The 18,893-nt window shown below is 38.4% G+C and carries 17 protein-coding genes; 11 read left to right on the top strand and 6 right to left on the bottom strand.

The window, feature by feature from the left end:
• The first annotated feature begins 481 nt into the window (after positions 1-481).
• From P3L56_RS10885 to oppF, 6 genes are all read left to right on the top strand, one after another.
• Positions 482-2,095 carry an ABC transporter substrate-binding protein gene (locus P3L56_RS10885; protein WP_042843641.1) on the top strand — a complete coding sequence of 538 codons (1,614 nt, stop codon included), beginning with the start codon at positions 482-484 and terminating at the stop codon, positions 2,093-2,095.
• 99 nt (positions 2,096-2,194) lie between these two features.
• On the top strand, positions 2,195-3,835 hold the full coding sequence (oppA, locus tag P3L56_RS10880; protein ID WP_042843642.1) for an oligopeptide ABC transporter substrate-binding protein OppA: 1,641 nt from the start codon (positions 2,195-2,197) through the stop codon (positions 3,833-3,835).
• Positions 3,836-3,907: 72 nt separating this feature from the next.
• Positions 3,908-4,828 (top strand): oligopeptide ABC transporter permease OppB, encoded by a 921-nt coding sequence (gene oppB, locus P3L56_RS10875; protein ID WP_042843644.1) that lies wholly within the window; start codon positions 3,908-3,910, stop codon positions 4,826-4,828.
• A 14-nt stretch (positions 4,829-4,842) separates the two neighbouring features.
• Positions 4,843-5,751, top strand: coding sequence for an oligopeptide ABC transporter permease OppC (oppC, locus tag P3L56_RS10870; RefSeq protein WP_042843645.1), 909 nt, complete (start codon positions 4,843-4,845; stop codon positions 5,749-5,751).
• Positions 5,752-5,761: 10 nt separating this feature from the next.
• Complete coding sequence (locus P3L56_RS10865; RefSeq protein ID WP_042843646.1) at positions 5,762-6,751, top strand: ABC transporter ATP-binding protein; 990 nt, start codon at positions 5,762-5,764, stop codon at positions 6,749-6,751.
• Complete coding sequence (gene oppF / locus P3L56_RS10860; RefSeq protein WP_042843647.1) at positions 6,748-7,749, top strand: murein tripeptide/oligopeptide ABC transporter ATP binding protein OppF; 1,002 nt, start codon at positions 6,748-6,750, stop codon at positions 7,747-7,749. The genes P3L56_RS10865 and oppF overlap by 4 nt, the downstream gene beginning before the upstream one ends.
• Positions 7,750-7,826: 77 nt before the next feature.
• Here oppF and P3L56_RS10855 read toward each other — a convergent pair whose 3' ends face one another.
• A complete protein-coding gene (locus P3L56_RS10855; RefSeq protein ID WP_042843648.1) occupies positions 7,827-8,159 on the bottom strand; it encodes an HI1450 family dsDNA-mimic protein in 333 nt (110 codons plus the stop codon).
• A gap of 22 nt (positions 8,160-8,181) precedes the next feature.
• Positions 8,182-9,642: a cardiolipin synthase gene (gene cls / locus P3L56_RS10850; RefSeq protein WP_048607274.1), complete on the bottom strand. Its 1,461-nt coding sequence runs from the start codon at positions 9,640-9,642 to the stop codon at positions 8,182-8,184.
• Between the two features lie 287 nt (positions 9,643-9,929).
• Here cls and P3L56_RS10845 point away from each other — a divergent pair, with 287 nt between their 5' ends.
• Together P3L56_RS10845 and P3L56_RS10840 are read left to right on the top strand one after the other, a co-directional pair.
• Complete coding sequence (locus P3L56_RS10845) at positions 9,930-10,103, top strand: YciY family protein (RefSeq protein WP_129465958.1); 174 nt, start codon at positions 9,930-9,932, stop codon at positions 10,101-10,103.
• A 125-nt stretch (positions 10,104-10,228) separates the two neighbouring features.
• Positions 10,229-10,957: a TonB family protein gene (locus P3L56_RS10840; protein WP_129465957.1), complete on the top strand. Its 729-nt coding sequence runs from the start codon at positions 10,229-10,231 to the stop codon at positions 10,955-10,957.
• A 71-nt stretch (positions 10,958-11,028) separates the two neighbouring features.
• Here P3L56_RS10840 and yciA read toward each other — a convergent pair whose 3' ends face one another.
• Complete coding sequence (gene yciA, locus P3L56_RS10835) at positions 11,029-11,457, bottom strand: acyl-CoA thioester hydrolase YciA (protein WP_042843651.1); 429 nt, start codon at positions 11,455-11,457, stop codon at positions 11,029-11,031.
• Positions 11,458-11,735: 278 nt separating this feature from the next.
• Between yciA and P3L56_RS10830 the strand changes: the two genes are divergently transcribed.
• Entirely contained in the window at positions 11,736-11,933 is a 198-nt protein-coding gene (locus P3L56_RS10830; RefSeq protein WP_042843652.1) for a YqaE/Pmp3 family membrane protein, read from the top strand.
• Between the two features lie 66 nt (positions 11,934-11,999).
• Here the strand turns inward: P3L56_RS10830 and P3L56_RS10825 are convergent, their stop codons facing one another.
• Complete coding sequence (locus P3L56_RS10825) at positions 12,000-12,557, bottom strand: septation protein A (protein ID WP_042843653.1); 558 nt, start codon at positions 12,555-12,557, stop codon at positions 12,000-12,002.
• A gap of 225 nt (positions 12,558-12,782) precedes the next feature.
• On the opposite strand from P3L56_RS10825, the gene P3L56_RS10820 reads away from it, so the two are divergent.
• Positions 12,783-14,597: a SulP family inorganic anion transporter gene (locus P3L56_RS10820; protein ID WP_080750848.1), complete on the top strand. Its 1,815-nt coding sequence runs from the start codon at positions 12,783-12,785 to the stop codon at positions 14,595-14,597.
• Positions 14,598-14,706: 109 nt separating this feature from the next.
• Here the strand turns inward: P3L56_RS10820 and P3L56_RS10815 are convergent, their stop codons facing one another.
• A complete protein-coding gene (locus tag P3L56_RS10815; protein WP_042843654.1) occupies positions 14,707-15,459 on the bottom strand; it encodes a YciC family protein in 753 nt (250 codons plus the stop codon).
• 416 nt (positions 15,460-15,875) lie between these two features.
• Here P3L56_RS10815 and ompW point away from each other — a divergent pair, with 416 nt between their 5' ends.
• Entirely contained in the window at positions 15,876-16,526 is a 651-nt protein-coding gene (gene ompW / locus P3L56_RS10810; protein ID WP_166685046.1) for an outer membrane protein OmpW, read from the top strand.
• 356 nt (positions 16,527-16,882) lie between these two features.
• Here the strand turns inward: ompW and P3L56_RS10805 are convergent, their stop codons facing one another.
• On the bottom strand, positions 16,883-18,565 hold the full coding sequence (locus P3L56_RS10805; protein WP_217008325.1) for a ShlB/FhaC/HecB family hemolysin secretion/activation protein: 1,683 nt from the start codon (positions 18,563-18,565) through the stop codon (positions 16,883-16,885).
• Positions 18,566-18,893 lie beyond the last annotated feature (328 nt).

The raw sequence follows: 18,893 nt of genomic DNA, 5'->3' as shown, positions 1-18,893 counted from the left end.
TTTCTACTTCTGAATACTAACCATTCATATACAGACTACTTTTATTACCCTCAGATGTCCTCAAAATTAGAGTAATTAACAATTACGGATAACAAATATGTTAACTGTAATTATATGTCGCATTTTTTGCTAAAGCAGGGATAAAAAGTAAGAAATTGTGAGCTACGTAAATTTATTCACTATTCTAATTAGTGTTTGTTAATGATATGTTTGGAACCACAAAAAAGGTGATACTGCTTTTTGGGTGCGGTAATTTTTTTATCATAATGTTATTAAAGTATATTTTTTACTTTTGCATGATTATTTGAATATTCATATAAAGTTTTTATGCGCAAAAATGTTAAAAACTTGTTATTGATATTTATTGGGGAGAGCGCTATTTACTTTAATAAACAGCAAACTTGATAGTTATAACAATCAACTAATTTTGTAGAGAAGGCTGCTAATGCAGTGATAGCGCCATCAATTAATCATGAGGGATATGATGATCAAATCAAAAATGGGTTTTGGTGCACTCTCGATATTATTTATTACGCTTCAGGCTAATGCGACAGATACGGCAATTAAGTCACCGCAGGTGATCACGATAAACAATGGCTCAGAAGTCACATCACTTGACCCTCATAAAGTGGAAGGGGTACCAGAAAGCAATATTATTTTAAACTTACTTGAAGGGTTAGTTTACAGCGATATCGACGGAAAAGTAGCGCCTGGGGTCGCGGAAAGTTGGACAAATGACAATTATATAACGTGGGTTTTCACTTTACGGCAAGGGGCTAAATGGAGTGATGGTACGCCAGTTACTGCTGAAGATTTCGTTTATAGTTGGCAGCGGTTATCGGACCCAAGTACAGGGTCTCCTTATTCGAGTTATTTACAAAATGCGTATATTTTAAATGCCGATGCTATTTTAGCCGGTAAATTACCTCCGACGGCGTTGGGTGTTAAAGCGCTTGATCCTCAGCATTTACAAGTGACACTTAGCCATCCAGTTCCCTATTTTGTCGATATGCTTTCTCATACATCATTGAAACCTGTTAATAAGAAGGCAATAGAGCAGCACGGTGAAAAATGGACTCAACCACAAAATTTTGTAGGCAATGGGGCTTATTTACTTGATAAGTGGGTCGTTAATGAACGTATTGTAGTAAAACGTAACCCATATTATTGGAACAATGATAGTAGCCGTATAGACCAAGCTACATTTTTAGCGATTACCTCAGAGGTCAGTGATATTAACCGTTACCGTAGTGGTGAGATAGATATCAGCAATTCTGCAATCCCGCCTGTTCTGTATAAAAAAATGCAGCAAGAAAAGCCGGATGAACTGTATGTTCGCCCTTATTTATGTACATTCTATTATGAAATAAATAACCAGAAACCGCCATTCAATGACCCACGAGTACGTGAGGCAATTAAGCTAGGGTTAGATAGAGAGACAATAACCAATAAAGTTATGGCGCAAGGGCAAGTCGCAGCTTATGGATTTACACCAACTTTTATCAATAATGGGAATTTTACGTTACCTGAATGGGCCGATTTAACCCAAGAACAGCGTTATAAGAAGGCCAAAGAGTTACTTTTAGAAGCCGGTTATAATAAAGCAAACCCGTTAAAATTTTCATTACTCTATAACACTTCTGATCAGAATAAACAGCAAGCTATCGTCGCAGCCTCTATGTGGAAAAAAAATATAGGGGCGCAGGTGACTTTACAAAACCAAGAATGGAAGACGTCATTACAAAGCCGTCATGAAGGCCATTATGATGTCGCTAGAGCGACTTGGTGTGCAGATTATAATGAGCCTACTGCTTTTCTAAACATGATGTTGTCACAAAATAGTAATAATACTGCATTTTATAGTAATTCTGCTTTTGATGCGTTACTTGCACAGGCTTTAACTGCTCCTGATGACCAATCTCGTCATGATATATATCAGCAAGCTGAAGCCTTGTTGGACAAGGACTCGGCCATAGTTCCTGTTTATTATCGCGTTAGTGCGCGCATGATAAAACCTACGATTAATGGATTTAAAGGCAAAGACCCTCTTGATTATACGGATATTAAACGGTTATATATAAATGAACCTAATTAATAATATCTAAATAATTATAAAAAGTGTTCACTATTCTAGGTTTTAGTGAATATGAACAACACACAATCATAATAAATATGAACGGGAGTAACCGATAAGATGAGTAAATTAATCAATAAATCGATTATTGCACTTAGCGTGACCGCAGGGCTGGCTGTGGGGTCAATAGCGACGAGTTTTGCGGCAGTTGTTCCTGCGGGTGTGGAACTTGCAGAGAAGCAGGTGATGGTGCGTAATAATGGGTCGGAACCTCAATCGTTAGACCCGCATAAAATTGAAGGGGTACCTGAGTCAGCATTAGCGCGGGATCTTTTTGAGGGGATCACAATTGTCGGCCCTGACGGTGAGATTTTACCTGGCTCAGCAGTTAGCTGGGAAAATAAAGATTTTAAAGAGTGGACGTTTAAAATACGTGATGATGCAAAATGGTCCAATGGTGACCCTGTCACAGCAGAGGATTTTGTCTATAGTTGGCAACGTTTAGCAGACCCTGATACGGCATCACCTTACGCAAGTTACTTACAGTATGCACATATTCAAAATGTTGACGATATTATTGCAGGTAAGAAAAAGCCTCAAGAGCTTGGTGTTAAGGCTCTTGATGATAAAACATTAGTTATTTCACTTAGCGAAGCCGTACCTTATATTCCTAAGCTATTAGCTCACTCATCTATGTCGCCAGTGAATAAAAAAACCATCGAACAGCATGGCGCAAAATGGACTCAGCCACAAAATTTCGTGGGTAATGGCGCGTATAAATTAAAAGGTTGGACGGTGAATGAACGTATTGTGTTAGAGCGTAGCCCTAGTTATTGGGATAATGCGAATACTGTAATTGACCAAGTGACTTTCTTACCGATTTCTTCCGAAGTGACTGATGTTAACCGCTATCGTAGTGGTGAAATCGATATGACTTATAGTAATTTACCGATTGAGCAGTTTAAAAGCTTACAACAAAATATGCCAAATGAGTTAAAAGTGAGCCCATATCTGTGTACTTACTATTATGAAATCAATAATGAGAAACCACCGTTTAATGATCCGAAAGTCCGTGAAGCTCTAAAATTATCCATGGATAGAGATATCATTACTTATAAAGTGAAGGCGCAAGGAGATATCCCAGCGTATGGCTTTACTCCTCCATTTACCAGCGGAATGAAAGCTGAAAAGCCTGACTGGTATGCGAATATGACCCAAGAGCAACGCAATGAAAAAGCCAAACAGTTACTTGAAGAGGCCGGCTACAATAAAGGGAACCCATTAAAATTCAATTTACTGTACAACACTTCAGATTTACATAAACGTATCGCAATAGCCGCTTCTTCTATGTGGAAAAAGAATATAGGCGCGGAAGTTAAATTAGAAAACCAAGAATGGAAAACTTTTTTAGATAGCCGACATCAAGGTAATTATGATGTTGCTCGTGCTGGTTGGTGTGCTGATTATAATGAACCGTCATCTTTCCTCAATATGTTACTTTCCTACAGCAGTAATAATACCGTTCACTATAAAAATACAGATTTTGATGCCGTAATGAAAAAAACATTGCAAGTCAAAACAGATGAAGAGCGGGCGGCGCTCTATCAGCAGGCTGAAGAATTACTCGATAAAGACTCAGGTGTTGTTCCTCTTTACTACTACGTTAATACGCGTTTGGTAAAACCTTATGTTGGTGGTTACAGTGGCAAAGACCCGTTAGATAACCTGCATACTAAAGACTTATATATTATCAAACACTAATAAACTTGTTCTGGCTCCATTTAGTGTGGAGCCAGATATTAGCCTAATAGGCAATAGATGTAGGAAAGAGCAATGTTTAAATTCATTTTGCGTCGGTTGCTAGAAGCGATCCCGACGTTACTGATCCTTATTACAATCTCATTTTTTATGATGCGCTTGGCGCCAGGAAGCCCTTTTACAGGGGAACGTAAACTCCCGCCTGAAGTTATGGCCAACATTGAAGCGAAATATCATCTCAATGACCCAATGTATAAACAGTATTTCAATTATTTGATTCAGTTATCCAAAGGGGATTTTGGCCCATCATTTAAATACAAAGATTATAGTGTTAATGACCTCGTTGCTAAGGCTTTCCCAGTGTCAGCAAAGTTAGGTGCAACGGCATTTATTATTGCGGTTCTTTTTGGTGTTTCAGCCGGGGTTATTGCGGCGCTAAACCAAAATACTAAATGGGATTTTACAGTCATGGGGTTTGCCATGACGGGGGTTGTCATCCCCAGCTTTGTTGTAGCACCACTATTGGTGCTGATTTTTGCCATTCATTTGAAATGGCTCCCTGGTGGTGGCTGGGATGGCGGTAACCTTAAACACATGGTTTTACCCATGGTTGCATTGTCATTAGCTTATATTGCTAGTATTTCCCGTATAACTCGCGGGTCGATGATCGAGATTATGCACTCAAATTTTATTCGTACTGCACGCGCGAAAGGGTTACCCCTAAGAACTATTATTCTACGTCACGCATTGAAACCGGCTTTGCTTCCTGTGCTTTCTTATATGGGGCCAGCATTCGTTGGGATCATTACGGGGTCAATGGTCATTGAGACAATTTTTGGCTTACCGGGCATTGGCCAGCTTTTTGTTAATGGAGCACTTAACCGTGACTATTCATTAGTACTAAGTTTAACAATTTTAGTGGGTGTATTAACCATTGCATTTAATGCAATTGTTGATGTGTTGTATGCCGTTATTGACCCTAAAATTCGTTACTAAGCCGGAGAAACACTATGATATCGAATCAGCAAAATAGTGAAGCTCTGGAGCATTTTTCGGAGCAGTTAGATATTGAAGGGCGCAGTTTATGGCAGGATGCAAGGCGTCGCTTTATCCATAATCGAGCCGCAATCGTCAGTTTGTTTGTGTTATTTTTAATCACAATGTTTGTGATTTTTGCCCCTATGCTCTCCCCATTTTTATATGATGATACCGATTGGGAAATGATGTCCATGCCACCAGATATGGCGACGGGGCACTATTTTGGCACTGATGCATCAGGTCGAGATTTACTCGTCAGAGTTGCGATTGGTGGGCGAATTTCCTTAATGGTTGGGGTTGCAGCTGCGTTAGTTGCAGTTATTGTTGGTACTTTGTATGGTTCATTGGCAGGTTATATTGGCGGGAAGGTTGATTCCCTGATGATGCGCTTGCTAGAAATTTTAAACTCATTTCCGTTTATGTTTTTCGTCATTTTATTAGTGACCTTATTTGGTGCAAATATTTTATTGATATTTGTGGCGATTGGTATGGTCTCATGGCTCGATATGGCACGTATTGTGCGTGGGCAAACACTGGGATTAAAACGTAAAGAGTTTATCGAGGCAGCCCTTGTTTGTGGTGTCAGTACGCGGCAGATTATTTTACGCCATATTGTCCCTAATGTTTTGGGGGTTGTTGTGGTATATGCCTCATTATTAGTACCAAGTATGATTTTATTTGAATCTTTCTTAAGCTTTTTGGGGTTAGGAACGCAAGAACCACTAAGTAGCTGGGGGGCTTTGCTCAGTGATGGGGCTAATTCAATGGAGGTTACTCCATGGTTATTGCTGATCCCAGCGGGTTTCTTGGTCATTACACTATTTTGTTTTAACTTTATCGGGGATGGGCTGCGCGATGCTCTTGACCCGAAAGATCGCTAGAGGGAAACACATGTCAAATAATGCAATAAAAACCCCTCTGTTATCAGTAAAAGATCTCAGCGTTAATTTTGCCACTCAAGATGGCAGTGTAACGGCGGTTAATAAATTAAATTTTGAGTTAAGTGCAGGGGAAACACTCGGCATTGTCGGTGAATCGGGTTCTGGTAAATCACAAACTGCTTTTGCATTAATGGGTCTATTAGCTAAAAATGGCCGGATCAATGGGTCAGCGGTATTTAATGGACGTGAAATACTGAATTTAAGGGAGAAAGAATTAAACCGGATGCGGGCCGAAGAAATTTCAATGATATTTCAAGACCCAATGACATCGCTCAATCCTTATTTAAAAATTGGCACTCAATTATCTGAAGTTTTAATGCTTCACAAGGGTATGAGTAAAAATGAGGCTTTTGAAGAGTCTGTTAGGATGCTTGATGCAGTTAAAATGCCTGAAGCGCGTAAACGGATGAATATGTATCCTCATGAATTTTCAGGGGGAATGCGCCAGCGAGTGATGATTGCTATGGCATTATTATGTCAGCCTAAGTTGTTAATAGCAGATGAGCCTACAACGGCGCTTGATGTTACTGTGCAAGCACAAATCATGACGTTGCTTAATGAATTAAAACAAGAATTTGATACTGCGATTATTCTGATCACGCATGACCTTGGGGTAGTAGCTGGCGTTTGCGATAAAGTTCTTGTGATGTATGCTGGGCGAACGATGGAATATGGTACCGCTCGAGATATATTTTATCATCCTTCTCATCCGTATTCTCTTGGTTTATTAGCTGCGGTTCCCCGTCTTGACGGTGATGATGAGAGCCTAGCAACAATACCGGGTAATCCACCAAACTTATTAAGGTTACCCAAGGGTTGCCCATTTTCACCGCGTTGCCAATATGCCACACAGCAGTGTGTGGATAATGAACCCGTATTAACAACCTTTGAACAAACACGTTTACGCGCCTGCTTTAAGCCTATGGAGGAACTTGTATGAGCACTCATGAGAATAGGCCGGTCTTATTAGAGGTGAACGACTTAAAAGTCCATTTTGAGATTAGGGATAAAAAACAATGGTTTTGGCAACCTAATAAAAGTTTAAAGGCCGTTGATGGGGTAACATTGCGGCTGTATGAAGGCGAAACCTTAGGTGTTGTGGGTGAGTCGGGATGTGGTAAATCGACATTTGCTCGGGCATTGATTGGCTTAGTCAAAGCCACAGATGGCACGGTGAGTTGGCTAGGGCAAAATTTATTAGGTAAAAGCGATAAAGAATGGCGGCGTGTACGCAGTGATATCCAAATGATTTTTCAAGATCCATTAGCGTCGTTAAATCCGCGTATGACGATTGGGGATATTATTGCTGAGCCGTTGAAAACGTATCATCCTAAAATGTCACAGCTTGAAGTCACCGAAAAAGTGAAAAAAATGATGATGCGTGTAGGGCTGTTGCCAAATTTGATTAACCGCTATCCTCATGAATTTTCAGGTGGGCAATGTCAACGAATAGGTATTGCTAGGGCACTGATCTTAGAGCCTAAATTAGTGATTTGTGATGAACCCGTATCTGCATTGGATGTTTCCATTCAAGCACAAGTGGTTAATTTGTTGCAAGAATTACAACGGGAAATGAAGTTATCATTAATATTCATTGCTCACGATTTAGCTGTCGTTAAGCATATTTCTGACCGTGTATTGGTTATGTATCTGGGGCACGCGGTAGAGCTTGGTACATATGATGAGGTGTATAATAACCCCTTGCATCCTTATACTCGGGCTCTCATGTCTGCGGTGCCAGTTCCTGACCCCGATAAAGAAAAAAACAAAGAAATTGAGCTACTTGAAGGGGAGTTGCCATCCCCCATAAACCCACCTTCCGGGTGTGTGTTTAGAACCCGTTGCCCATTAGCAGATGAAGAGTGCGCAAAAACACGACCCTTGCTAGAAGGGAGCTTTAAACATGCGGTATCTTGTTTGAAAATTGACCCGCTTTAAGGGATAACATTAATTTTGTTGTAAATAAAACAGAGCGTTTTGCTCTGTTTTATTTGTTAGCCATAGCGGTTATTGCGCTATTTTTTCCATAAAATGTGATGAAATGGTTTAGAAGGGTGACGGCTAATTAAAATACGGGCAAAAATATCATTCAGTTCTGCATCAGGGGTTTCAGCCAGCCCAATAACCACTTCACTTAATGCATTTAAATCAACTTGTTCCGTGATGATATTTTGCCAATTATCACTCAAAGGGGCTATTTCTGCCGCCCCTAATTCTTCAAACTGTAACGCAAAAATGAGTTGATCTGCGGGTTCTAAATGGGTCATTGCACCTTCAAGAAACAGGTCATAAGCAATTTCAATGATGTCATCCTCATCGATTAACCGGGTAAATTGTTTTTCTGTCATGACCTTTCCTAATTAATTCAATTTATAACAATGGACTAAAGAAGTAACAAATACGTTCAACGACACGATTCCAGAAAGGGCGCTGTTCCCATTCTTCAATTTCTAACCGTGTTGAACGAGCGATGTAATCATACTGTACTAGTGTCAGATCGCTACCAAAACTTTTATCATCAATGACCACGGTAATTTCGAAGTTTAACCATAAACTACGCATATCTAAGTTAACCGAACCAACTAGACTGAGCTCCCCATCCACAAGGACGCTTTTAGTGTGCAGCAAACCATCTTCAAACTGGTAAATTTTAACACCTGCTTCTAATAATTCACTATAAAATGAACGGCTTGCCCAGCGTACAAGAAAAGAATCATTTTGACGCGGCATAATGATACTAACATCTACACCGCGCATTGCTGCAGTGCAAATCGCGTGGAGTAAATCATCACTTGGCACAAAATAAGGGGTCGTCATGATCAGTTGTTTCCGAGCGGAAAACATTGCTGTCATTAAGGACTGTTGGATCAGTTCATCGGGGAAACCAGGGCCTGATGCGATAATTTGGGTGGTATGACCGTTTGCTTGCTCAAATGGCATTATATTGCTGTCTGGTGGCGGTGGGAGAACACGTTGGCCTGTTTCCATTTCCCAGTCAAAGGCATAAACAATGCCGAGGGTTGTACTGACAGGACCTTCCATGCGAACGAGAATATCAACCCACTCACCGACGCCCGAATCTTGTTTAAAATAACGAGGATCAACCATATTCATACTTCCAGTATATGAAATATAGTTATCAATAACGATTATTTTACGATGCTGACGTAAGTCCATGCGGCGTAAGAAAAAACGCATTAAATTGACTTTAAGAGATTCAACAAACTCAATGCCAGCAGCTCGCATTTTTGCTGGGTAGTCGCTCCGGAAAAAATGCCAACTTCCTGCTGAGTCGACCATAATACGGCATTTAACGCCACGCTTTGCCGCATTCAATAAAGCTTCGGTAACACCATCGACTAAGCCACCCGGCTGCCAAATATAAAACACCATTTCGATAGAGTGCTGGGCGTTGTTGATATCATTGACAATCGCTTTCAGTGAATCTTCGCATGTAGTTAATAACTGGATTCGGTTGCCTTTAACACCAGCAACTCCTTGACGTTTTTCCACTAATTGAAAAAGTGGCTCAGCGACACGGCTATTTTCGGTTGCAAAGATGTGTTTTGAACTGCGTAAATTTTCCAGCCATGTAGCAACTGAAGGCCACATATGATGCGCTTTATCAACACGGCGTTTTCCGAGGTGGAGTTCACCAAAAGCCACATAAGCAATGATACCGACTAAAGGGAGAATATAGATAATCAGAAGCCATGTCATGGCAGAGGTGACAGGCCTTCTTTTGACTAAAATGCGGACAGTGACTGCTGCAATGATTAGCCAATAAAGGAAAAATAAAAGCCAACTCATAAGTGTATAGACGGTTGCCATAGTGGATCACATGCCTCACTGATAAGGGAATCGGGTTAAAGAAAGACGACCTAGTTAAAAAAACCGTTAGTAAAATATCAACTTAATAGAATTTAGCAAAATTTTGCAGTAAAAGCTTTGTGAAATAGGCAAAATCATTAGGAAATAATGATTGCATATATTGATAATATCAATGAGATATTAAATTGTAAGAGAAACTGTCTCAAAAAGTTCCCCTTGGTTCTTTTTTACAAAAGAATATAATATTTTTTTGACGTTATTTTTTGATGATAAAAGGACAAAATAAAATGAGACGTAGTAGGCATGAAGTGGGGCGCTGGCGGATGTTAAGGCAGACCCTTCGTCGCCGTAGACGCTGGCTGGAAGGGCATTCTAGACGGAATATGCACATTTATACAATGCGCAAAATCGATGTGTACCGTCGTCGCCATTCGCTACTTTTTACTCAATGGATTGAATAAGGTTATTAAAGCGCACATTCACATTTTTCACTTTGTATGACAAAGCTTATTGAATATGATTGCTATTTGCATTTAAACTATTGGGCATATTATTATAGTTAGACTGGTGTAGGTAGAAATTGCATATGCGTTGGATCCGTTGGACTTTAATTATCGTCATTTCATTATCTATTCATGCAGGCCTTGCGATGGCATGGATTTTTAATCAACCTAATTTGGCCAGAGATCCTGAACCAATGACGATAGCAATGATTAGTTTTGCTGCCCCTGAACCTGCATCTGAGCCTGCTCAACCTGTTGAGACGCCAGTAGAGCCAGAGCCGGTTGTTGAACCAGAACCTGTTGTTGAGCCCGAACCGGAGCCTGTTGTTGAGCCAGTCATTGCATTACCAAAGAAAAAACCTGAGGTGAAAAAGAAACCTAAACCTAAACAGGAAGAAAAGAAAAAAATTAAAGAAGAGGTCAAGCCAGTAGAAAAACAACTGGCGATGAGCAACTTAAAGTCTGATGCAGATGCGCCTAAAACTAATAATAATGCGGTTACTACAGCAAAAAATGCAGGAACAAGCAGCAAAACCTCGAATAAAAGTGGGCCAAAAGCATTACATAAACAGCCACCAATGTATCCGGACCGCGCCCGTCGTTTAGGTAAAGAAGGGTATGTTAAAGTACGTTATGATATCGACGACTCAGGCCGGGTTACCAATATTGAGTTTGTTGAAGTTTCACCGAAAGGTTTATTTGAACGCGAAGTTAAACGTGCCATGAACCGCTGGGCTTATGAAAAACAACCTGCTAAAGGGTATGTAACGGAGATTTACTTCAAATTGGATGGAACTGTGAGCCAAGTTTAGGCACTCGTTTTTCATAAAAAAAGCACCTTATGCCATTACTGCACAAGGTGCTTTTTTATAAATAATATCAATTAATCAAACTGTTGTTCTGAACTTGCTAACTGAAAATGTTGTTTTTCTATGGGGAGTGCCCTAGTTGTATTGTCGTCATTGACAGCAACATAGGTGAATACCGCATCAGTGGCTTGATATCGTTGACCAACAGGTGCTGTAGCCACTTTTTTTACCCACACTTCGATATTAATAGTGATTGAGCTTTTGCCTGTTTTTAAGCAACGGGCGTAACAGCAAACGACATCCCCTACCGCAACAGGCTTTTGGAATTTAATACCATTTACAGCGACGGTGACCACACGGCCAAGTGCAATTTCTTTAGCTAAAATAGCACCACCAATATCCATTTGCGACATTAACCAGCCACCAAAAATATCACCATTTGCGTTAGTGTCTGCGGGCATGGCTAACGTTCGTAAAACCAATTCACCGTTTGGTAATTGCATATTTGACTCTTATTAAAAGGATAAACATATTGATTTGGCATTTATAGCAAATTACATATGTAGTCGTAAACAATAACCATTAAGTTATCCATTGTTTACGCACCTATAATTGATTTAATGTAAAAATAAGGGGGGAAACCCGTCATGTTGCTTCTAAATTCACCAAAAAGATATAGTTATGCAAAGAATAAACAAGAAGTGTGTTTTACGTTTAGTCAACTGATTAGATTGTTTATACTATAATAAATTAATATTGGTAACTCACTGTGGGAGATAACATGAGACTGTTATTAGCAATATTATTACCTTGGTTACAGTTTTTCACGATAGGCCGTCCTTTTGCTGGCATTATTTGCTTGGTTCTTCAAATAACACTTATTGGCTGGCTACCGGCTGCAATTTGGTCAGTATATGCGTTATCGCAATACAATACAGATAAAAAAATTGAAAAAGCATTTGGTGAGAAGCGATATTAATATTTAACGAGTAAAAAAAACCTGCGAAATAATATTTGCAGGTTTTTTTGTGTTTTATCACCAGTATTACTCTTCGTGTTTTTCTATCGGCTCTTTAGTCATATTTTTAAAAATATAGACAACGCTCAGTACAGTAAATATCAACGTACCAGCAGTAAGACCAAACACTTTAAAGTTTACCCAAATATCTTGTGCCATCCAAAATGCAACATAGATATTGAGAAGAGCACAGAAAATAAAGAAAATAGCCCAAGCGCTATTTAGTTTAGTCCAATAGCTGTCAGCAAGTTTAATTTCTTGATTACTACCTAACATTCTTTGAATTAATGGTTTTTCAGTAAACCATTGGCTAAACAATAATGCCCCTGCAAAGGCTGCATAAATGATGGTGACTTTCCACTTAATAAAGGCATCACTATGAAATATAAGGGTTAAAGCTGCAAACCCCATTACGATTGCACAGGTGATTTTCGCCACCTTTTCAACTTTTTTATAAATAAGGTATGTCGCTAACAAAGCAAGAGGTGTTGCTACCATTAGTGCGCCACTTGCGTAGAAAATGTCATATCTTTTATAGACGATGAAAAATATGATTAAAGGGATAAAATCAATAAGTTGTTTCATAACAGTGAATAAAGCGCCTCAACGTAAAGATAATGGAGTAGTTTAACTGATTTTGACCATAATTGTTAAAAGTTTGCACCTTTTTACCAATAAATACGCTTTGTTACCAAAGATATTTGCACTATTTTACTATTATTTGACTTACTTCTAGATAAACTTTATTAGTTCAGCTATATATAGTGTTAAAGCTAATTTAACTTACTAATTTATAGGTATTTTTCATCAATGATAAAGGCGAAGCTGTTTGCTTGGATGCCAGGGTTAGAAACGCTGTTTAATTATCAACTTTCAGATCTTGGCCCTGATGTAAAAGCAGGTTTGTCTGTTGCTGCTGTTGCTTTGCCTGTCGCAATTGCTTATGCCGAATTAATGGGGATGAATGCAATCGTTGGGCTTTACTCCTGTATTTTACCCATGTTTTTTTATGCATTATTTGGGACATCCAAACAATTGATTATCGGCCCCGATGCAGCAACCTGTGCGGTGATTGCAGCAGCAGTTGCACCGCTTGCGATGGGGGATGATGATGTCCGTTGGCAATTGGTCATGGTAATGAGTTTCATGACAGGGATTTGGTGTTTGATTGCAGCTAAATTTCGCTTGGGAACATTCGCTGACTTTTTGTCTCGCCCCATATTGCAAGGGTTATTAAATGGGGTTGCATTAACTATTATCGTTAGTCAAATTAGCAAGGTTTTTGGTATCAGTACATTACCAGCCGGTTTTATTGAACGTTTAGTCGCTTTACCTTTAGCATTAAAAGAGACACATATTCCGACATTATTAGTTGCGGTGACGACGTTAGCGATTACGCTTGCGATTAAGCGTGTTCGCAGTAAATGGCCTTCTTTACTCATTGCAATGATTTTAGCCACCGCGGCTAGTGTTGCATTTAATCTTGAGCAATATGGCGTGAGTACTGTTGGTGATTTAGGTGATGGGCTTCCGTATGTTCCGCTGCCTGATTTCCCTCCGGGGCTAATTCGTGATTTGGTTATCCCATCTTTAAACTTAGCGGTGATTAGCTTTGTGAGTTTTATGATGACTGCCCGCAGTTTTGCCAGTAAAAATGGCTACACGGTTGATGCAGACCAAGAACTTAGGGCATTAGGCGTAGCGAATATTGCATCCGCTTTGGCGCAAGGCTTTGCGGTAAGCGCAGCAAGCAGCCGTACTGCAGTGAATGATATGATGGGGGGGAAAACTCAGTTAGTCTCTATTGTCGCGGCTTTAACTATTTTAGCTGTCTTACTTTTTTCAATAAACTTATTAGAATATATTCCGATGCCTGCATTGGGTATGGTACTGATTATTTCGACATTTTCCTTATTGAGCTTCCGTAGTATTTTTTCGATGCGTAAACGCAATCGACAGGCATTTTTCTTATGCGTGTTTACGCTGTGCGCTGTACTTGTTGTCGGGTTAATTAGTGGTGTGGGGTTGGCGGTATTATTGGGGTTGTTGCAGTTTATTCGGATAATATTTAGGCCTACAGACCAGTTATTAGGTGTCGATGAACAGGGAATGCTGCATTCTATGGCGCCTGAGAATGGTATTCAACAAATTGATGGGGTTTTAATTTATCGGTTTAATTCACCATTAACTTATTTTAACGTGAATTATTTTAAAGAACGATTAAACAAGCATATAGATAATCAATTAAAAAGGCCTGCTTGGGTAATTGTGGATGCGGCAGTTAGCTTCACGCATAATGATGTGAGCGTATTTTCAGCGCTAAATGATATTGTTACCTCATTGAAAGCAAAAGGGGTAACTCTTGTACTTGCAGGTCGTAGGACTTCGGTAAAACGGTGGTTGGAACAAAATAAAATCAGTCGCTCTGATGATGATTTATTGGTTGTGCCTGATATTTATTTTGCTATTCGACTTATTCAGAGTAAACAGCAAGTACAAATAAAAACAGTTGAAGATAGAAAGTCTGAAGCAGACAGAAAATCGTTAGAGACATTCGATGGTGAAAAAACTGAACCACTGAATTCAAAAATTGACCTAGAGCCAGAACAGCCCAAAGAAGTATGATTAATGTGTTGGTAGGGTGTTTTTAGGAATAAAATACTTGATGGGTCTTATTCGGTGTTTAATAACGCGAAGATAAATGGGGGATTAGATCCCCCATTTACCCTTTAGATCAATTCTTAGCGACTAACATGTATAGGCGATAAAAATAAATTAAAGCAAAGGCTGCAACGAAATTATTAAGTAAGAAGGAAACCCCGTTAACAGCAATATGATTCATATTTAAGCTACCCAAGAGAACGCTAACCAGCATTTGTGCAGCCATCCAAATTAATACCATTGGCAATGCAATGCGCCAGTTTGCATAAGCCATTTTCCAACTTTTACCCATAGCACTAAACGGGTTTGTACGCTCACTCATTAAGATAGCAGGGGCTAAAGAGAAGCCAATAGCTAATACAATTCCAGGTAGCACCATGATGGTGATACCTAATTGGATAAGTAAAGAGCAAACAACTAATAGAAGAAACATTGATGGTGCTTTGTTTAAAGATGCGGTGAGCGCCTGAATACCCGATAGGTGTTCACCACGAGACAGACCAGCAATATAAGATAGAGTGCCGCAAATAAGGACTAAACTGCCCAGAGTAACCGAGAGAATTAACCCAAAAGAAACGCGTAAGATACTACTTTTATCTTCTTCTGAAAGACCTAGTATCCAGTCTTGTAAGCCGGAGTTACCAGACTCAATCATTTTAGTCTGTGCTTGCGCTAGCACGCCTATCATTTGCTCGCTAGGGATCATCATTGCGTAAATCGCAAGGCTTACTACGGTTGCTGACAACACAATAGTAAACAGGCCACTCAATTGGTTTTTAAAAAAATTGACGCTATCACTGATGAGTGAGTTGGCCGAAATGGACATTTAACTGCTCCTATCTACAAACGGGTCAAGAGTTTCAGCCAATTGTAACCGAGTATCAGGGCTAGAGGTAGAGAAAGATAAGAAAATTCGGAATGTTAACAACTCTAATCAGTAAGATATTTGGATCAATATAAGTAAGTTAATGCGTGAAATCTAAAGATAATTACTTATGTTGTATATTTAATGCATGTTTAAAATGCAGGATTAATATAAATAAATTATAATCAATTTTATATTTTATTGGTTATTTCCTAAAAATTGATTTAAATCAAAATTAAAAAAAATATAAATGAAATAATAAACTCATATTTATCGGGTTGCCTATAAATAAGCAAAAGATGTGATCTTGATTTGAACATCAATTTAAATAATACGGTATATTTTCCTAAAATAAAAACACAGGAATGGGATTGATAATGAAAAAACTCACTGCGCTTGTATTAGCAGCTGCAACTTTAGCTCCAGCAGTTTCTATTGCACATGAAGCTGGCGATTTTCTTTTCCGCGCTGGTACTGCAACAGTCAGACCAAATGTTGGAGGAGATGATGTAAAAATTAATGGTCTAGGTAACCTAGGTACATTTGGTGCTAATAATAATACTCAATTAGGTTTAACTTTTGGCTATATGATCACTGATAATATTGGTGTGGAATTATTAGCTGCAACTCCATTTGAACATAAAGTAGGAACTGGTCCAACTGGTAATATTGCAACAGTAAAACATTTACCACCAACTTTAATGGCTCAATATTATTTTGGTAGTAAAGAAGATAAGTTACGTCCTTATTTAGGTGCAGGTGTTAACTATACCTTTTTCTTTGATGAGAAATTCAATTCTACCGGAAAAAATGCAGGTTTATCTGATCTAGACATGTCAAGCTCTTGGGGCTTTGCAGCACAAGCTGGTATGGATTATATGCTGACTGACAACTGGATGTTAAACGCATCACTGTGGTGGATGAATATTGAATCAGACGTGAAATTTAAAGCGGGTGGCGAGAGATATAAAGTTGACACTCGTCTAGACCCATTTGTATTTATGTTTGGAGCAGGTTATCGCTTCTAAATATTTGATAGGACGCAATGCAGGGTAATGCCTGAATTCTGATGGATTAGATTGCAGTAGGAAATCCGAGAGTATTTATATTCTCGGATTTTTTGTTTTTAATGACGTCTTATATTTAATAAAATTACATGAAAGCAAAAATAAACAATAATTAACACGTAGATGAAGGAGGCTAAGTTATAATCAGTATAATATTTTTAGTGATAGCAAAGGGGGACTTTTTCGATATGTGATTATTTTGGTGCTGTTGAATTTTTTAAAATACAAGATGAAAACGAATAAATTAAATAGTAGGGCATAAAATAAAAAAGGCTGAAAGTAGTGATTTACAGTCAACCTTAAATATTAAATTAATTTTACCAGAACCATTGAACATTTAAACCAGCATTGACACTATTGGTTTCATATTCATCAGGTTTATACAGTGGGACGCCTAGGAATAAATCATAACTAAATATATTAATATTGCCTCTCATCCCTATGGCAGTTCCCAACAGTTGGTCATCAGAATAAAGCCCTAATGGGTAAACACCACCTAATATACGACCATAATCAACCGCATAGTAAGGGTAAACGGGTAAACCTGGAATATAAAAATTAAACTCATTACGTAAATAGAAGCCTTTATCGCCTATTAATGAGAATTCTTCGTCGAAACCACGAACCGTCCAGCGGCTACCTAATGAAAATTGATCTTGAATGGTTAAACGGTCCCTTGAGTATTGTACAAATAGTTGAGGGTTATAACTCATGATAAAATCATCAAAAGCAACGGGGATCATGGCGGATACATCCATTGTATAAACACGAGCCATATGACTCGCATCGCCATATTTCATATCCCAACTTTCTTCTGCACCAAACCAAGGTACATTGCGCTGGTAATAGATTGATGCATCGAGGGTTGCGTTATCAATATTTTGTCGGTGGCTAACACCGACTTTGAAAGTGGTTAAATCTCGTTCCTGAGACAGTAATTTTACATCTTCAAGTTTGTACTTCGATTTTCGTTTAATTAGTTGAATAGATGCAGTATCTTTATAAGTTTGTCCACGTAGAAACACGTTACTTGCGGTAGCGTTATAATATTTGCTATCACCATAATATTTATAGCTGGCAACGGTATCATTAATTGTCTGTTTATAATCACTTTTGCTAGCATAGAGTGAAAAAAGCCAATAATTATAAGGCACAGCATAGTAAACAGCAGCATTGCTGGTACTGTTACGAGCTTGGTTTTTTAGGTTTTTACCCGCTGAAACATAAATAGTATCATTTAAACTTGTCAGATTATTACCGTAAAGGGTGACTCCGACCTGATCTTTACCGGTTTGACGGCTACCTGAGTTATTATAATAGCCACCAACATTAACAGGAGATGATTTTTCCCTTTGAATTGAAATATCGGATGTCGAAAATTCTTTACCGGGGGAGAGTTCAATATTAACTTTTGCGCCAGGGATACGCTCAAGGTTTTCTAAACCTTGTTCAATATCACGAATATTTAATAAGTCGCCTTCCTTCGCTGGCATAATTGCACCTAGGGTAATATATGTATCACTACCTTCAGTTAATTTTACGTTTGCTACTTTGCCCGGTATGATTTGTAAGGTTAAGATGCCATCACTAATATTTTGTTCAGGAATATTCACGCGTGTTGTGACATATCCTGATTTGATGATTTTATCTTGCAAGCCTTTAGCAAGCGTTTCAACACCATTAATACCAATACAAATTCCCATAACTTGATTTGCATAAGCCTCTAATGGGCGCATAGATGGTAATTTGGGTTCTGATATTAAAATGACTTTTTTCATTTCAAAACAGTCTTTTTCTTCATCAAAAACTAAAATATTATTAGCCTGTTCTCTTGTCCTTGCTAGAGCATCCTTCGTTTCTAATCTAGTCTGCTGTTCACGAGATTTATCTTGGCTAGCTTGGTTGTTGATTTGTTGGTCAATTATTTGTGAAGCATTAGCGAATACGTATAACGGAAAGGCTAATAAGGTAGTAGATAAAAAAATAGAGCTAAAATTCATACTCACCACATTTATTCTTAAACGAAAAAATAATAAAGTTATTTTTATGATATAAAATATAATTAAATGATAGGTTAGGCTATTCACTCTGAAATTGCCTTTTTGTCTTATTTTAAATTGATTTTCATATATATCCCTATAATGAACCTATCGGTAAATGTGTGGTTTTTGGTTGTTTTAACACGGTTTTAATTATGCGTTAATTTCTTTTGAATTAAAAATTAATTATATTAACTTAGTCTGAATAATAGGGGGCGATAGTTAATGCTAATATTTCTGAGGTTACAATTTAATTTATTGTTGTTGCTTTTATTTTTAATTAAATCAA

It is taken from the genome of Providencia sp. PROV024 (assembly GCF_032709665.1).
Taxonomy (GTDB): Bacteria; Pseudomonadota; Gammaproteobacteria; order Enterobacterales; family Enterobacteriaceae; genus Providencia; species Providencia huashanensis.
The sequence above is the reverse complement of the archived record's forward strand: the minus strand, read 5'-3'. Positions and strand labels throughout refer to the sequence as shown.

Bases quoted from the DNA above. Each gene is read 5' to 3' on its own strand.
- P3L56_RS10840 (WP_129465957.1), top strand. From the start codon at position 10,229: ATGCGTTGGATCCGTTGGACTTTAATTATCGTCATTTCATTATCTATT.
- ompW (WP_166685046.1), top strand. From the start codon at position 15,876: ATGAAAAAACTCACTGCGCTTGTATTAGCAGCTGCAACTTTAGCTCCA.
- P3L56_RS10830 (WP_042843652.1), top strand. From the start codon at position 11,736: ATGAGACTGTTATTAGCAATATTATTACCTTGGTTACAGTTTTTCACG.
- P3L56_RS10885 (WP_042843641.1), top strand. From the start codon at position 482: ATGATGATCAAATCAAAAATGGGTTTTGGTGCACTCTCGATATTATTT.
- oppB (WP_042843644.1), top strand. From the start codon at position 3,908: ATGTTTAAATTCATTTTGCGTCGGTTGCTAGAAGCGATCCCGACGTTA.
- oppA (WP_042843642.1), top strand. From the start codon at position 2,195: ATGAGTAAATTAATCAATAAATCGATTATTGCACTTAGCGTGACCGCA.
- oppF (WP_042843647.1), top strand. From the start codon at position 6,748: ATGAGCACTCATGAGAATAGGCCGGTCTTATTAGAGGTGAACGACTTA.
- P3L56_RS10815 (WP_042843654.1), bottom strand. From the start codon at position 15,459: ATGTCCATTTCGGCCAACTCACTCATCAGTGATAGCGTCAATTTTTTT.
- oppC (WP_042843645.1), top strand. From the start codon at position 4,843: ATGATATCGAATCAGCAAAATAGTGAAGCTCTGGAGCATTTTTCGGAG.
- P3L56_RS10855 (WP_042843648.1), bottom strand. From the start codon at position 8,159: ATGACAGAAAAACAATTTACCCGGTTAATCGATGAGGATGACATCATT.
- P3L56_RS10820 (WP_080750848.1), top strand. From the start codon at position 12,783: ATGATAAAGGCGAAGCTGTTTGCTTGGATGCCAGGGTTAGAAACGCTG.
- P3L56_RS10845 (WP_129465958.1), top strand. From the start codon at position 9,930: ATGAGACGTAGTAGGCATGAAGTGGGGCGCTGGCGGATGTTAAGGCAG.
- P3L56_RS10805 (WP_217008325.1), bottom strand. From the start codon at position 18,565: ATGAATTTTAGCTCTATTTTTTTATCTACTACCTTATTAGCCTTTCCG.
- P3L56_RS10825 (WP_042843653.1), bottom strand. From the start codon at position 12,557: ATGAAACAACTTATTGATTTTATCCCTTTAATCATATTTTTCATCGTC.
- yciA (WP_042843651.1), bottom strand. From the start codon at position 11,457: ATGCAATTACCAAACGGTGAATTGGTTTTACGAACGTTAGCCATGCCC.
- cls (WP_048607274.1), bottom strand. From the start codon at position 9,642: ATGGCAACCGTCTATACACTTATGAGTTGGCTTTTATTTTTCCTTTAT.
- P3L56_RS10865 (WP_042843646.1), top strand. From the start codon at position 5,762: ATGTCAAATAATGCAATAAAAACCCCTCTGTTATCAGTAAAAGATCTC.